Genomic DNA, 14,618 nt, shown 5'->3' on the forward strand with positions numbered 1-14,618 from the left:
TCTCCCATACAAGAAAGAAGATTAGAAGTGAATAGTGAATCTTGTTCTTTTTAGTATAGTGTAAGTTATCTTGTAGTAACGATTAGTAGCCGTTAGTTATAGATATAGTATGAGGAAGAATAGAAAAGAAAATTCATCCGAACAAGTATCCACATTTTTTCACTAATAGTATATGCACATTTCATAAATAAGGTCAGAAAGTGAACGCTTTCTTCACAGATGTTTAATATGTTATACTTTTTTTTGAAATTTGAAAAGTGATAATCAAAATAGGAATATAGAGTGCCAGAAAGGATTTTGACAAATGAATGATAAAATTGTCTTTTTTGATATTGATGGAACATTATTAGATCATGATAAGAAAATTCCGCAATCTACAAGAGATGCAGTAAGAGATTTACAAGAAAAAGGTGTGCATGTAGCGATTGCGACAGGGCGTGCGCCATTTATGTTTGAAGATATTCGTGAGGAACTCAATATACATAATTATGTTAGTTTTAACGGGCAGTATGTTGTATTTGAGGATGAGGTATTATTTAATAATCCATTACATCCTGATGCTCTACATAAGTTTACTCAGTTTGCAAAACAAGAAGGATATCCACTTGTATATCTTGACCATCAAGAAATGAGAGCGTCAGTGGAATATCATGATTATGTAAAAGAAGGTTTTGGAAGCTTACAATTCGAGCATCCGGCATATGAACCTGATTTTTATGAGAAACGCGATATTTATCAAACGCTTCTTTTTTGTGAAGTAAACGAAGAAGAAAAGTTTATTCATCATTATCCAGATTTTCATTTTATACGCTGGCATGCATATTCAATGGATATTATCCCTAATGGTGGTTCTAAGGCAAAAGGGATTGAGAAGTTTATTGAGAAAATAGGATTTAATCGTGAACAAGTATATGCATTTGGGGACGGATTAAATGATTTAGAAATGATTGAAGCAGTAGGAACGGGCATTGTGATGGGGAATGGTCATGAGGATTTGAAAAAACTTGCTAATTATGTGACAAAAGATGTTAATGAAGACGGTATTTATCACGGATTAAAGTGGGCTGGCTTGTTATAAGTAAGTGTGGAACCCATTTCACATAATAAAAAGGCGGAAGATTAACTTCCGCCTTTTTACTATTATCGCTCGAGAGGTTTTGAATCATCGGGAGCCACAAATGGATTGTCTTTATTAATATGGTCATAGAACATAACACCGTTTAAATGGTCGATTTCATGTTGGAATACAATTGCTGGTAAACCTTTTAATCGCAGTTTTACGTCTTCACCGTTAATCGTTGTTGCCTTTACTGTAATTCTCGTGTAACGAGGGACATAACCAGGTACTTCACGGTCTACAGATAGACAGCCTTCACCATTTTGTAAATATGTACGTTCAACAGAATGACTAATGATTTTTGGGTTAAATAATGCGTAGCTATATAACGTATCGTTCGTATCAGTTACATGAACCGCAATCATTTTCTTTGAAATACCGATCTGCGGAGCCGCTAATCCGATTCCGGGGCGTAAATTATATTTTTCAGCCATTTCAGGGTCCTGGCTATTTATTACAAATTCAATCATTTCTTTAAGAGTATTTGTATCTTCCTCGCTAGCAGGTAAGGAGACCTCTTCTGCGACGTCGCGCAAAATAGGATTTCCTTCACGAATTACCTCATTCATTGTAAGCATATGTAATCTCTCCTTTCTCCTTTAGTCTACCAAAGGAGATAAAAAAAGTCATCGGCAAGTAAGGAAGAGCTACTTGGAAACAAATCTTCTACAGATAAGTTATGTAATAAAAAGAAAAGACGGCAAAGCCGTCTGTTTCTTTCCATAGTTGTTTCATTTTACATTAATTAGCGAATGCAAGCAGCACCAACGATAATTAAAAGGATAAACAACACAACGATTAAGGCGAAGCCGCTTCCAGATCCGCCACAAGAACCGCCATAACCGTAGGAAGGATATGAACAAGTTGTTGGATAGCAATATGAGTATCCGTACATGAGATGACCTCCTTTATCATTTCCCGCTAATACTGCGGTTACTATAATGTATGGAGGAATGATCAGAAATGTATAGGTATTTACCTATAAAAGGAAGAAGTGTTTGTATAATTTTCTTGAGAAGAGAGAAAAACTAAGGAGAATTAAATCGTTTACATATTATTCTAAGAGAAAAAATAAGTTAAAAAGGGAATAATATAACAGCAGGTTATTGCTTACTAATACAGATGTGAAAAATAAAAACACGTTTGTGTAGAGGAAACCGGCATATTATTTATAAAAAAACGTATTCAAAGTAATTGACATCGTAATTAGAATAGTTGTAAACTAAAAAACGTGATCAAGATTGTATTAATATGTTTTTGAAAAAACATTAGTACAGATTGTTAGGTACACAAAATTATTCTCAACCGACAAACAAATTTGTTGGTTTACATTGTTGCGCTTTCAGTCTAGCTAATAGATAGTGAAAGCGTTTCAGAATATGGTTCAAGAGAGGAAGAGGTGAACGGAATGGGTACTAAAACAAAAAAGACCCTATTTAATGTTGATGAGCAAATGAAAGCTATCGCAGCTCAATTTGAAACATTACAAATTTTAAATGAAAAAGGCGAAGTTGTGAATGAAGCAGCTATGCCTGAATTATCTGATGATCAATTAAAAGAATTAATGCGCCGTATGGTGTATACTCGCGTACTAGATCAACGTTCTATTTCTTTAAACCGTCAAGGACGTTTAGGTTTCTACGCACCAACTGCTGGACAAGAGGCTTCTCAATTAGCAAGTCATTTCGCACTTGAAGCAGAAGATTTCATCTTACCAGGATATCGTGACGTTCCACAATTAGTGTGGCACGGTCTACCATTATACCAAGCATTCTTATTCTCTCGTGGACATTTCATGGGTAACCAAATGCCTGAGAATGTAAATGCACTTGCTCCACAAATCATTATCGGTGCGCAAATCATCCAAACTGCTGGTGTTGCGTTAGGTATGAAATTACGTGGTAAAAAATCTGTTGCAATTACTTACACTGGTGACGGTGGTGCTTCACAAGGTGACTTCTACGAAGGTATGAACTTTGCGGGTGCATTCAAAGCTCCAGCAATCTTCGTTGTACAAAACAACCGTTATGCAATCTCTACTCCAGTAGAAAAGCAATCTGCAGCTAAAACTGTAGCACAAAAAGCAGTAGCAGCAGGTATTTACGGAATTCAAGTAGACGGTATGGATCCATTAGCTGTATACGCAGCAACTGCTTTCGCTCGTGAGCGCGCAGTAAATGGCGAAGGTCCTACTTTAATCGAGACTTTAACATTCCGTTATGGTCCACATACAATGGCTGGTGATGACCCAACTCGTTACCGTACAAAAGATATCGAAAACGAATGGGAACAAAAAGATCCAATCGTACGCTTCCGTGCATTCTTAGAAAACAAAGGCCTATGGTCTCAAGAAGTTGAAGAGAAAGTTATCGAAGAAGCAAAAGAAGATATCAAACAAGCAATTGCTAAGGCTGACCAAGCTCCAAAACAAAAAGTTACTGATTTAATGGAAATCATGTACGAAAAAATGCCTTACAACTTAGCTGAACAATATGAAATTTACAAAGAAAAGGAGTCGAAGTAAGCCATGGCTCAAATGACAATGATTCAAGCAATCACTGATGCTTTACGCGTTGAAATGAAAAATGATCCTAACGTACTTGTGTTTGGTGAAGACGTTGGTGTAAACGGCGGAGTATTCCGTGCTACTGAAGGTTTACAAGCTGAATTCGGTGAAGATCGTGTAATGGATACTCCACTTGCAGAGTCTGGTATTGGTGGACTTGCAGTTGGACTTGCACTTGAAGGCTTCCGTCCAGTTCCAGAAATCCAATTCTTCGGTTTCATTTATGAAGTAATGGATTCAGTTTCTGGTCAATTAGCTCGTATGCGTTACCGTTCTGGTGGACGTTGGACTGCTCCAGTAACAATTCGTTCTCCATTCGGTGGTGGTGTTCATACTCCTGAACTACATGCTGATAGCTTAGAAGGATTAGTGGCACAACAACCTGGTCTAAAAGTTGTTATTCCATCTACTCCATACGATGCAAAAGGTCTTTTAATCTCTGCGATTCGTGACAACGATCCAGTTATCTACTTAGAGCATATGAAATTGTACCGTTCATTCCGTCAAGATGTACCAGAAGGTGATTACACAATTGATTTAGGCAAAGCTGACATCAAACGTGAAGGTACAGATGTATCTGTTATCGCTTATGGTGCTATGGTTCATGCTGCATTAAAAGCTGCTGAAGAACTTGAAAAAGAAGGTATCTCTTTAGAGGTTGTTGACTTACGTACAGTTCAACCATTAGATATCGAAACAATCATCGCTTCTGTTGAAAAAACAGGCCGCGTAGTTGTAGTTCAAGAAGCTCAAAAACAAGCTGGTATTGCAGCTAACGTTGTAGCGGAAATTAACGACCGTGCAATCTTAAACTTAGAAGCTCCAGTTGTACGTGTTGCAGCTGCTGATACAGTATTCCCATTCTCTCAAGCTGAGAGCGTATGGTTACCAAACCATAAAGATATTGTTGAAGCTGTTAACAAAGTAATGAACTTCTAATTTTTAGTTTTTCATGTGCAAAAGAAATCAGCACATGCTGGTTTCTTTTGTACATATTCCATAATAATGAAATGAATCAGGGGGCTGAATTCCGTGGCATTTGAATTTAAACTACCAGATATCGGTGAAGGTATCCACGAAGGTGAAATCGTAAAATGGTTTATTAAACCAGGCGATGAAGTAAATGAAGATGATGTACTTCTTGAAGTACAAAATGATAAAGCAGTAGTAGAAATCCCTTCTCCTGTTAAAGGTAAAGTACTTGAAGTACTTGTAGAAGAAGGAACAGTTGCAATTGTAGGAGATACATTAATTAAATTTGATGCTCCTGGATACGAAAACCTTAAATTTAAAGGTGACGATCATGATGAAGCTCCAAAAGCTGAAGAAGCAGCAGTAGAAGCTCCAGCAGCGGAAACTACTCCAGCAGCAACTGCAGAAGTAGTAAATGAGCGTGTAATCGCTATGCCATCTGTTCGTAAATATGCTCGTGAAAAAGGTGTAGATATTCATAAAGTAGCTGGTTCTGGTAAGAACGGCCGTGTTGTGAAAACTGACATCGATGCATTTGCAAATGGTGGACAAACTGTAGCAGCAACTGAGGCTCCAGCAGCAGTAGAAGCTACTCCAGCAGCAGCAGCGAAAGAAGAAGCACCAAAAGCACAACCAATCCCAGCTGGTGAATATCCAGAAACTCGTGAGAAAATGAGTGGTATCCGTAAAGCGATTGCGAAAGCAATGGTTAACTCTAAGCATACAGCTCCTCACGTAACATTAATGGATGAAGTAGATGTAACAGAACTTGTTGCTCACCGTAAGAAGTTCAAAGCTGTTGCAGCTGACAAAGGTATTAAATTAACTTACCTTCCATACGTTGTAAAAGCTTTAACATCTGCATTACGTGAATTCCCAATGTTGAATACTGCTTTAGACGATGCTTCTCAAGAAATCGTTCATAAACATTACTTCAACATCGGTATCGCAGCTGATACAGACAAAGGTCTATTAGTACCAGTTGTTAAAGATACAGATCGTAAATCTATCTTTACTATTTCTAACGAGATCAATGAACTTGCTGGTAAAGCACGTGATGGTCGTTTAGCTCCAACTGAAATGAAAGGTGCTTCTTGCACAATTACAAACATTGGTTCTGCAGGTGGACAATGGTTCACTCCAGTTATCAATCACCCAGAAGTAGCAATCCTTGGTATCGGCCGTATCGCTGAGAAACCAGTTGTGAAAAACGGTGAAATCGTTGCAGCTCCAGTATTAGCATTATCTCTAAGCTTTGACCATCGTTTAATTGACGGCGCAACTGCTCAAAAAGCATTAAACCAAATTAAACGTCTATTGAATGACCCACAATTATTAGTAATGGAGGCGTAATAACAATGGTAGTAGGAGATTTCCCAATTGAATTAGATACAGTCGTTGTTGGTGCAGGTCCTGGTGGATACGTTGCGGCAATTCGTGCAGCACAATTAGGTCAAAAGGTAGCGATTATTGAAAAATCTAACCTTGGTGGCGTATGCTTAAACGTTGGATGTATTCCTTCAAAAGCGTTAATCAATGCAGGTCATCGTTATGAGAATGCAATGCATTCTGATGACATGGGTATCACTGCAGAGAACGTAAAAGTTGACTTTACAAAAGTTCAAGAATGGAAAAACGGCGTAGTTAAGAAATTAACTGGCGGTGTTGAAGGCCTTCTTAAAGGTAACAAAGTTGAAATCATTCGCGGTGAAGCTTACTTCGTAGATGCTAACACATTACGCGTAATGACTGAAGATGCAGCACAAACTTATACGTTTAAAAATGCTGTTCTTGCAACTGGTTCTACACCAATCGAAATTCCAGGATTCAAATACTCTAAACGTGTTATCAACTCTACAGGCGCTTTAAGCTTACCTGAAATTCCTAAAAAACTTGTTGTAATCGGCGGCGGTTACATCGGTATGGAATTAGGTACTGCATATGCTAACTTCGGTACAGAAGTTACTGTAGTAGAAGCTGGCGACGAAATCTTAGCTGGTTTCGAAAAAGCTATGAGCTCTGTTGTTAAACGTGCTCTACAGAAAAAAGGTAACGTAAATATCCATACAAAAGCTATGGCTAAAGGCGTTGAAGAAACAGAAACTGGCGTAAAAGTTAGCTTTGAAGTTAACGGTGAAATCCAAACTGTAGAAGCAGATTACGTATTAGTAACTGTAGGTCGTCGTCCAAACACTCAAGAAATCGGTCTTGAGCAAGTTGGAATTAAAATGACTGACCGTGGCATTATCGAAATTGATGAGCAATGCCGTACAAATATTTCAAACATCTATGCAATCGGTGATATCGTTCCTGGACCACCATTAGCGCACAAAGCTTCTTACGAAGGTAAAGTAGCTGTTGAAGTAATTAGTGGCCATGCATCAGCAATCGATTACATCGGAATTCCTGCAGTATGCTTCACTGATCCAGAATTAGCATCTGTTGGTTACACTAAGAAACAAGCTGAAGAAGCAGGAATGACAGTAGCTGTATCTAAGTTCCCATTCGCTGCAAACGGTCGTGCGTTATCATTAAACAGCACTGACGGTTTCTTACAACTTGTAACGCGTAAAGAAGATGGTCTTCTTGTAGGTGCACAAGTTGCAGGTGCAGGTGCTTCTGATATTATCTCTGAGATTGGTTTAGCTATCGAAGCTGGAATGACAGCTGAAGATATCGCTCAAACAATCCATGCTCACCCAACATTAGGTGAAATCACAATGGAAGCAGCGGAAGTTGCTCTTGGAATGCCAATTCACATTGTAAAATAATTTAAGTAATGTAAATACCCCATCTCTTATTTAAAGAGATGGGGTATTTTTATTTTCATAAAATGACTTGCAAGGTCTTTATATGTACTTGTCGAATGAATATATAATACTTTAAATGAACCGTTAGCATATATGCCGTTATATAATATGTAATTGATTCAAACTTAATCCCATATATTAATAAAATAGAGCATGTCAAAGGAGAAGGTTCCATGAGAATATTACATGTTATATTTTATCATTTTCTATTATGGAGTGGTTTTTCCATTGTATTAACATTATCGAATGGTGATAAGTTTCATTATAAAGTAATTCTCTTTTTCGTATTTCTTTATTTGGCATATGTGATTGCATGTTTTGTATTACACGTAAGAAAGCAGGCATTATTCCTTACGTGTTCAAATTGCATACTTTTTTTAATCATATTCTCTATTTTTTAAATTAACGTTTATAGAAATACATTGTTCTTCCATTAAATAGTTGTAACTCTCCTTCTAATTTCTTCGCTAGAAAACGGCTAAATTCATTTGCTTTTCCTTTATCACCAAATGTTGCTGTAGTAGGCAAAGAAACCTGAATAAAAGATTGTTCCTTTTCTATTCCAATCCCAACATAAATAGAATCATATCGATCGTGACTCGATTGGAGTTTTAATGTTGTTGCTGATGTATCTAATATTTCATAAGGAAAAGCTGTATTTGTATAAGCATAATTAATTTGATCACCAGTCTTGGAAGTAACGGTTTTATAGTTATGAAAAAGGTGTTTAACATCTTCTATTGAAACAGATTGTTGATTGGATTTAGGTACAAGTGTGATAAAGGCGTGTTGCATACAAATTCCCCCTTAGCTTAGTAGAATAATATCATTCTACATCCTACTGAATTTTTTGACAATTAAAAGGAGTATTACTTTTTTTGTTTAATATATTAATGAGTAGGAAGTGTTATTTAGAAAGGTGGAAACTCATGTTTGAAAAATTGTATGATGAGCATGAAAGTGTGAAGGTACGATTTTTAGGATTTATGACGCATGATACACGTTATGATTTTGGAGTTATTTATACAAATATGTTTTTTGGAAAGCCACTTATTGTTTGTATGCAAACAGGGAAATCTACTTTGCTTGGGAGAGATGATGTAGAAAATGTTCCATATATACAGGAAACTTTTAAGTTAGGATCGGAAGAGGAGGCGGAGGAGTTAGCTCAGTTTTTTAAATTTCTTGTTCCGTCTACTTCTTTGCATGCGGAGTATGAAGAATAATTAACAAGAAACAGTCGTACGTATGAGATATGGCTGTTTTTTTGTGTTAATATCGCATACTAATTTAATTTTAAAATATTTAATGTGTTATACTAAAAACCTATTGACGTAAAAAGTATAACATATTAAAATAAAGACAGAAAGTTAAGCGGTTACAAAAGTTTTTGGGATTATAAACTTAGGGGGAAATGAAAAATGGGAACAATCGTATGTCAAGATTGTGAAGGTACAATTGCACACTTCGAGGATGAGAAAGTAACGGTACTTTACGGGAAATGTGGATCTTGCGGATGTGATCACACAGAACATACAAAAGCCCAATAATTGATAGGAAATTGACAGCTAAAAGTTTTTAGGACCATAAACTTAGGGGGAAATGAAAAATGGGAACAATCGTATGTCAAGTTTGTGAAGGAACAATCGGACATTTTGAAGATGAGAAAACGACAGTACTTTATGGGAAATGTGGTTCCAATTGTGACTGTGCTAGTAGAGACAATGCGAAAGCTTAATCATATATAAGTAGATTATTCTTTAAACTCAGGGGGAAATGAAAATGGGAACAATCGTATGCCAAGTTTGTGAAGGAACAATCGGACATTTTGAAGATGAAAAATCAACAGTACTTTATGGGAAATGTGGATCTCATTGCGAATGTGACCATACAGAACATACAAAAGCTTAAAAATTAAGAAAAAACGCCTACACATGTAGGCGTTTTTTTAATAGATTGTAGTTGTATGCCCGACTGTTGCAACAATTGCATCATCTCTAATAGGAATAAATCCTATTGATGTTTGTGGCGTGTTAGGAGGGGCATATTGACTCATCATACGGCTATCAATACGAGTAATAAAATCGGTTAAATAAGCTGAAATAAAAGCATAAGGAATCCTTCGTTCATTTAATGAATAAATAATTTCCTCTTTCGTTTTTACGCCTACGCCATGTCCGTAAAAAAAGAAGTTTCCTAGATAGATTGTATTTTCTCCTTGCCACTCAATCGTAGCTGGATTAACTTGTGGATTTTTAAAGTAAACGAGGTCACCTGGAACGATATCGCCACTCGTTTTTGTTATGAGCTTTAAGTCGCGATCGTAGTCCCATGTATAAAGTAAGAGGTTTGCGAATAGACGGTTGAAAGTTTTTTCCTCATATAATGATAGTAATGCTTTGTAAAAAATGATAATCATTGCGGTGGCACATTCAGTTCCATATAGTTTTCCGTTTTTAAAAATATCTTGGATGGCAATGGAAGGGGCTATGTTTGGGAGTAGTTGAAATCCGCCAAGTGATGTTCTTTCCCAAAACTGAGGGTTGCAAAAAGATTGTTGAAACGTACGAAACTGAAATCCACTTTGAAAAAGTTCTAGCGCGGAAGTAATAATATTAACTCGTAAATTAAGATCAAAGCTGAGTTCATCGGCTGTTCGGAAGGAATAAACTTCTTGATTTCCCGCCATTATGGATAAAATCTGTTGTTTTTCAGCTGCAAATGGCTCATATTCATTTGTGATATAAGGGTGTACAATAGAACGGCCTATCACAATCATAATGGTATCCCCACCTATACGTTACAGATTTCGCGATACGGGAAAGCCTATATTGGACTTTAGACATAGGACGAAAGTATCGCTTTTTCATAGAAAAACATTTATCCCGCTATTTGCGGGCAGTAAGAATTCCACCTCAAAATTCGGCTGGAGCCCTGCTGCCCGTAAACGCCCGATTGGTGAAGGCTAATAATCAGTGGGGATGAACAAAACCCCACTGATTAAAATTTCACTTTATATTTTGGTAGACTTTAACTACAGACAAGTACAAGTCTTTAAAACGCCAATGTGTTCTTTGAAAAAAGATAGCATAGGGAGTTCGATAGCCGAATTCAAGCTATCGGTAAAATGATATGTGTCGTCAAGAACAAGACGCTAAAACACCTGAACACGAATCTGTACGGTATGGTATAGTACAGTAGCTCACGAACCTATACGATTTGTTGTGAGAGTGGTGATGGCACACCGCAATCTTGCACGTCAGCGATACCAGAAATGGACTTCGCCTTAGGTAGCAAGAATCCCACTGATGTTAGTCAGCTTGCCCCATTAGGGTGGGAATGTCAAATTCTTTAGTATCGTATGAAAAAAAGAGAAAAAAGGTGAAAGAAAAGCCTATCAACTGATAGGCTTGTCAGAGTGTTGGGAAACCCTTTAGGGTTCCCAACACTCTGGAATCTTTTTTGATTTTAGCGAAAGAAAACAACAAAAAATAGTAGAATTTAGAAAGATAGCCCTCCACCAACCCCTTTTTGGTTAGATGGAGGGCTATTTTTTTCATGTTTTGACAAGCGGCGGTGAGGTAAGCCTGCATTTGGACAGATTTCAGCCCTCGAAACCGAGCATATCGATAGCCATGTAGTTCTTTTGCATCCGCAAAGCTTCGCTCTATAGTTGAACATCGTACTTTATACAACTTTTTCCCTGTAGCTGTTAGTTTGTTTTTTCTAGCGATATCTTTATATTTCTCCCATATATGATGGGTGATAACTTTTTGTTTCTTTGAAAAGCATACCTCACGTAGCGGACAAACAGCGCAGTCTTCTGGATTCGATTTATATTGACGATATCCTTCGCGATCCGTTGTCGCATATTCTAAAATACATCCCATCGGACAAGCAAATGCATTCATTTCTTCTACATATTTAAATTGGCTTTTCGGTACTTCTTTATTTCTCTTTCCAAATCGGCGATACCCCATCACCATAAATATATTTCTTTCTGATAACTTCTTACAGATATATCCTGTAAAATAGCCTGCATCAAGAGCTACAGCTTCCACTTCAAACCCGAATTTATCAACTTGAGCTTGTAGACGTGCTAAATACGGCTCGGAATCTGCCATATTTCCAGCCGTTATATAGGTATCTGTAATAATATTGTACTTCGCATCAGTCGTACGATGATCTAAAAAATGAAAACCGTTCGGTTTTCCATCTCTCATTAAAAATCCACTATCTGGATCCGTTGTACTTATCCGAGTTTTTTTAGTAGGGGTATCACTTTCCTTTCTAGGTTTTAATTCTTTTTTCCGTGCGCCTCACGATCTTCGATTACCGCAGCTTCTAGTTCATCTATATAGAACTTTGCCTTTTCTTTTTTATATTTATGTACAAATTTATTTTTATTGGCATTGGCCTTAATGTGTGTGGAATCTGTCATCAACGCACGTCCTCCTACCATACGGCGCTCCGTCGCTTGTCTCACAATCTCATCAAAAATTTCTTCGAAAATATTTGTATGAACGAAACGAGTACGGCGATTCCAACTGATTGTAGAATGATCTGGAATTGTATCTGATAGAGAGAACCCTAAAAACCAACGGTAGGCAATGTTCGTTTTAATCTCCTTTTCCAATTGACGCTCAGAACGAATACCATAAAAATATCCAATAAACATCATCTTAAATAAAACGATAGGATGGATTGACGGACGGCCATTGTTTTCACAATAATAAGGGCGTAACTTCTCCTCAATAAAATCAAAACTAATTGTCGCTTCAATCGCACGAAGGAAATGATCTTGTGGAACCAATTCTTCTACAGAAACAGATACACGCTCGTCGCGATGATTTTTTAAAGCACCCATCATAAGAAATCTCTCCTTTTCCTCTTTTTTATCAGTGTTGACACATAAAAAGAGGTTCAGACACAAAAATAGGCTGTGGAGAAGGCTTTCTCCACAGCCTGAAAAGCCTATCAACTGATAGGCTTGTACTCTTTAATAACACGTAATGTTTGTAATGTCATATCTTCAGGACCTTGTACAGGTAACCCAGCTTCTAAATTTTTAAGAATATACTCTAAGTTATCTTGTGTAATAATTTCCCCCGGAGTAAAGATTGGAATCCCTGGCGGATAAACCATAACAAAATCAGCTATAATACGACCTGCTGCGTTTTCAAATGGAATGACTTCTGTTTCTGAATAAAAAGCATCTCTAGGAGAAAGTGCTAGCACAGGTATTTCTGGTATTTCTACTTGTACTTGAACACCTTTGTCTGCTCTATTTCTATATGTTGCTGCTAAATCTTGTAATGCTGTAATAAGTGTATCTGTTTCACTTTCTGTATCTCCAAATGTGATAAGACAAAGTATGTTATATAAATCAGAGAGTTCTACTTCAATGTTGTAATGTTCTCTAAGCCATACTTCAGCCTGATGGCCTGTAATACCTAAATCTTTTACAGATACAATTATCTTTGTAGGATCATAGTTAAAAGTAGCATCTGTTCCTAGCATTTCTTTTCCGGGACAATAAAGATGCTCAATAGCATTAATAGCATCACGAACATGCTCAGCTAATTGTATTGTTTGTTCTATGAGAGCTGTTCCTTCTGTAGCAAGACGTTTTCTAGCAACATCAAGGGATGCTAACAAAATGTAAGAAGTTGATGTAGTCGTAAGCATGCTAATAATGGATTGGACATGCTTTACGTTCACAAGACCTTCTTTTACATTAAGAATAGAGCTTTGGGTTAAAGACCCACCTAATTTGTGAACACTTGTTGCTGCCATATCTGCACCTGCTTGCATAGCTGATATTGGTAGTTCATCATGAAAATGGATATGAACACCGTGAGCCTCATCAACAAGTACAGGAATATCGTAAGAATGAGCTAATTCTACAATCTGCTCTAAATCTGCAGCAAACCCAAAATATGTTGGATTTATAACAAGTAAGCCTTTCGCATCTGAGTGCTCTTCAAGAGCCTTTTTGACAGATTGAATTGTGATCCCATGTGAAATACCGAGCTTCGGATCAATCTCAGGATGCATGAAAATTGGTTTTGCACCTGAGAAAATAATAGCTGACATTACTGATTTATGCACATTCCGTGGCACGAGGATTTTATCCCCAGGACCGCACACGCTCATCACCATTGTCATAATTGCACCACTTGTACCTTGAATAGAAAAGAACGTATGATCTGCACCGAAAGCAGCGGCTGCTAAATCCTGTGCTTCTTTAATCATACCTTTTGGATGATGTAAATCATCGAGCGGCGCAATATTAATTAAATCAATTGCTAATGCATTATGCCCAATAAATTCGCGAAATGTAGGATCCATGCCCTGTCCTTTTTTATGACCAGGAATATGGAATTGAACTGGATTTCGCTTACTGTGCTCAACTAAAGCGGTAAACAATGGTGTTTCGTATTGGGACAATCTATACACCCCTTCTTCTTCGTAATATTTATTAGAGTTTGTTTTATATGATTTCATCTCATTCTAAAAGGAAATTAAGATGACAAACTTTTAGAACTTGACTTGTTTTTCTGCCATTCGCAAAAGCCTTTTTTGGGATGGTAGTCTCACTTTATTCTCTATAAAACAAAAGCATTATATCACCAATAATTATAGATGTATAGAAAAATCGCATTTTCAAGGTGAGTATGTTTAATAGTTATATTTTAAATACTGCAAAGAGGAAGACAATTCCATTGAAATGGATAAATGGTGTATAATGCAGAGTGGCTATAGTGAAGAATAAAAGGTTGTCTTAAAGGTAGCATAATGGAAAAAGAAAGAATACTGAATGAGGTGCAAAAATGGAATATCAATATCCACTTGATTACGATTGGTCAAATGAAGAAATGGTAGCAGTTGTAAAGTTTTATGAAGCGATTGAAAAGGTATATGAAAAAGGAGTTTTGAGAGAAGATTTGATGGAATTATATCGTCGTTTTAAAGAGATTGTGCCATCGAAGGCAGCGGAGAAAAAAATTGATAAAGAATTTCAAGAAGTAAGTGGATATTCTATATATCGTACGATTCAAAGAGCAAAAGAAGTAGCAGAAAAAAAGATTGTAAAAATGTAAAAATATTTTGAAAATTAAAATACAAAGTGCTATAATGTGATAACAACTAA

At 36.8% G+C, this 14,618-nt stretch carries 17 protein-coding genes; 11 read left to right on the forward strand and 6 right to left on the reverse strand.

What is annotated here, in order from left to right:
• The first annotated feature begins 304 nt into the window (after positions 1-304).
• Positions 305-1,078: a Cof-type HAD-IIB family hydrolase gene (locus JFU18_RS23205; protein ID WP_002014845.1), complete on the forward strand. Its 774-nt coding sequence runs from the start codon at positions 305-307 to the stop codon at positions 1,076-1,078.
• 62 nt (positions 1,079-1,140) lie between these two features.
• Here the strand turns inward: JFU18_RS23205 and def are convergent, their stop codons facing one another.
• The gene (def, locus tag JFU18_RS23210; protein ID WP_002014846.1) at positions 1,141-1,695 is read right to left on the reverse strand and encodes a peptide deformylase; all 555 of its coding nucleotides are present in this window, start codon (positions 1,693-1,695) and stop codon (positions 1,141-1,143) included.
• A gap of 167 nt (positions 1,696-1,862) precedes the next feature.
• Positions 1,863-2,012: a YjcZ family sporulation protein gene (locus JFU18_RS23215; RefSeq protein ID WP_002014847.1), complete on the reverse strand. Its 150-nt coding sequence runs from the start codon at positions 2,010-2,012 to the stop codon at positions 1,863-1,865.
• Positions 2,013-2,525: 513 nt separating this feature from the next.
• Here JFU18_RS23215 and pdhA point away from each other — a divergent pair.
• The 5 genes from pdhA to JFU18_RS23240 all read left to right on the forward strand — a co-directional run bounded on the left by pdhA (position 2,526) and on the right by JFU18_RS23240 (position 7,866).
• Positions 2,526-3,641, forward strand: a complete 1,116-nt coding sequence (gene pdhA, locus JFU18_RS23220) for a pyruvate dehydrogenase E1 component subunit alpha (RefSeq protein ID WP_000536893.1) — start codon at positions 2,526-2,528, stop codon at positions 3,639-3,641.
• A 3-nt stretch (positions 3,642-3,644) separates the two neighbouring features.
• The gene (gene pdhB, locus JFU18_RS23225; protein ID WP_000068162.1) at positions 3,645-4,622 is read left to right on the forward strand and encodes a pyruvate dehydrogenase complex E1 component subunit beta; all 978 of its coding nucleotides are present in this window, start codon (positions 3,645-3,647) and stop codon (positions 4,620-4,622) included.
• A gap of 93 nt (positions 4,623-4,715) precedes the next feature.
• Positions 4,716-6,008, forward strand: a complete 1,293-nt coding sequence (gene pdhC, locus JFU18_RS23230; RefSeq protein ID WP_002033838.1) for a pyruvate dehydrogenase complex dihydrolipoyllysine-residue acetyltransferase — start codon at positions 4,716-4,718, stop codon at positions 6,006-6,008.
• 5 nt (positions 6,009-6,013) lie between these two features.
• Positions 6,014-7,426: a dihydrolipoyl dehydrogenase gene (gene lpdA / locus JFU18_RS23235; RefSeq protein ID WP_002014851.1), complete on the forward strand. Its 1,413-nt coding sequence runs from the start codon at positions 6,014-6,016 to the stop codon at positions 7,424-7,426.
• A 212-nt stretch (positions 7,427-7,638) separates the two neighbouring features.
• Entirely contained in the window at positions 7,639-7,866 is a 228-nt protein-coding gene (locus JFU18_RS23240; protein ID WP_002088334.1) for a hypothetical protein, read from the forward strand.
• Position 7,867: 1 nt separating this feature from the next.
• Here JFU18_RS23240 and JFU18_RS23245 read toward each other — a convergent pair whose 3' ends face one another.
• Positions 7,868-8,260, reverse strand: a complete 393-nt coding sequence (locus tag JFU18_RS23245; RefSeq protein WP_002014853.1) for a DUF1885 family protein — start codon at positions 8,258-8,260, stop codon at positions 7,868-7,870.
• A gap of 134 nt (positions 8,261-8,394) precedes the next feature.
• Between JFU18_RS23245 and JFU18_RS23250 the strand changes: the two genes are divergently transcribed.
• From JFU18_RS23250 to JFU18_RS23265, 4 genes are all read left to right on the forward strand, one after another.
• The gene (locus tag JFU18_RS23250; RefSeq protein WP_201031703.1) at positions 8,395-8,691 is read left to right on the forward strand and encodes a DUF3055 domain-containing protein; all 297 of its coding nucleotides are present in this window, start codon (positions 8,395-8,397) and stop codon (positions 8,689-8,691) included.
• 195 nt (positions 8,692-8,886) lie between these two features.
• Positions 8,887-9,015, forward strand: coding sequence for a GapA-binding peptide SR1P (locus JFU18_RS23255; RefSeq protein ID WP_000536778.1), 129 nt, complete (start codon positions 8,887-8,889; stop codon positions 9,013-9,015).
• A gap of 59 nt (positions 9,016-9,074) precedes the next feature.
• Positions 9,075-9,203 (forward strand): GapA-binding peptide SR1P, encoded by a 129-nt coding sequence (locus tag JFU18_RS23260; protein WP_002033839.1) that lies wholly within the window; start codon positions 9,075-9,077, stop codon positions 9,201-9,203.
• A 44-nt stretch (positions 9,204-9,247) separates the two neighbouring features.
• Entirely contained in the window at positions 9,248-9,376 is a 129-nt protein-coding gene (locus JFU18_RS23265; RefSeq protein ID WP_002111497.1) for a GapA-binding peptide SR1P, read from the forward strand.
• Positions 9,377-9,413: 37 nt separating this feature from the next.
• Here JFU18_RS23265 and JFU18_RS23270 read toward each other — a convergent pair whose 3' ends face one another.
• The 3 genes from JFU18_RS23270 to speA form a co-directional block, all read right to left on the reverse strand.
• Complete coding sequence (locus tag JFU18_RS23270; protein WP_002066931.1) at positions 9,414-10,244, reverse strand: protein-glutamine gamma-glutamyltransferase; 831 nt, start codon at positions 10,242-10,244, stop codon at positions 9,414-9,416.
• A 634-nt stretch (positions 10,245-10,878) separates the two neighbouring features.
• A protein-coding gene (locus JFU18_RS23275) for an IS1182 family transposase (protein WP_374101394.1) occupies positions 10,879-12,335 on the reverse strand; the annotation gives its coding sequence in 2 pieces (ribosomal slippage) (positions 10,879-11,774 and positions 11,774-12,335; 1,458 coding nt in all).
• Positions 12,336-12,442: 107 nt separating this feature from the next.
• A complete protein-coding gene (gene speA, locus JFU18_RS23280; protein WP_002128878.1) occupies positions 12,443-13,915 on the reverse strand; it encodes an arginine decarboxylase in 1,473 nt (490 codons plus the stop codon).
• Positions 13,916-14,298: 383 nt separating this feature from the next.
• Here speA and JFU18_RS23285 point away from each other — a divergent pair, with 383 nt between their 5' ends.
• Positions 14,299-14,568, forward strand: a complete 270-nt coding sequence (locus tag JFU18_RS23285) for a UPF0223 family protein (RefSeq protein WP_003191110.1) — start codon at positions 14,299-14,301, stop codon at positions 14,566-14,568.
• Positions 14,569-14,618 lie beyond the last annotated feature (50 nt).

It is taken from the genome of Bacillus sp. TH22 (genome assembly GCF_016651015.1).
Classification (GTDB): Bacteria; Bacillota; Bacilli; order Bacillales; family Bacillaceae_G; genus Bacillus_A; species Bacillus_A mycoides.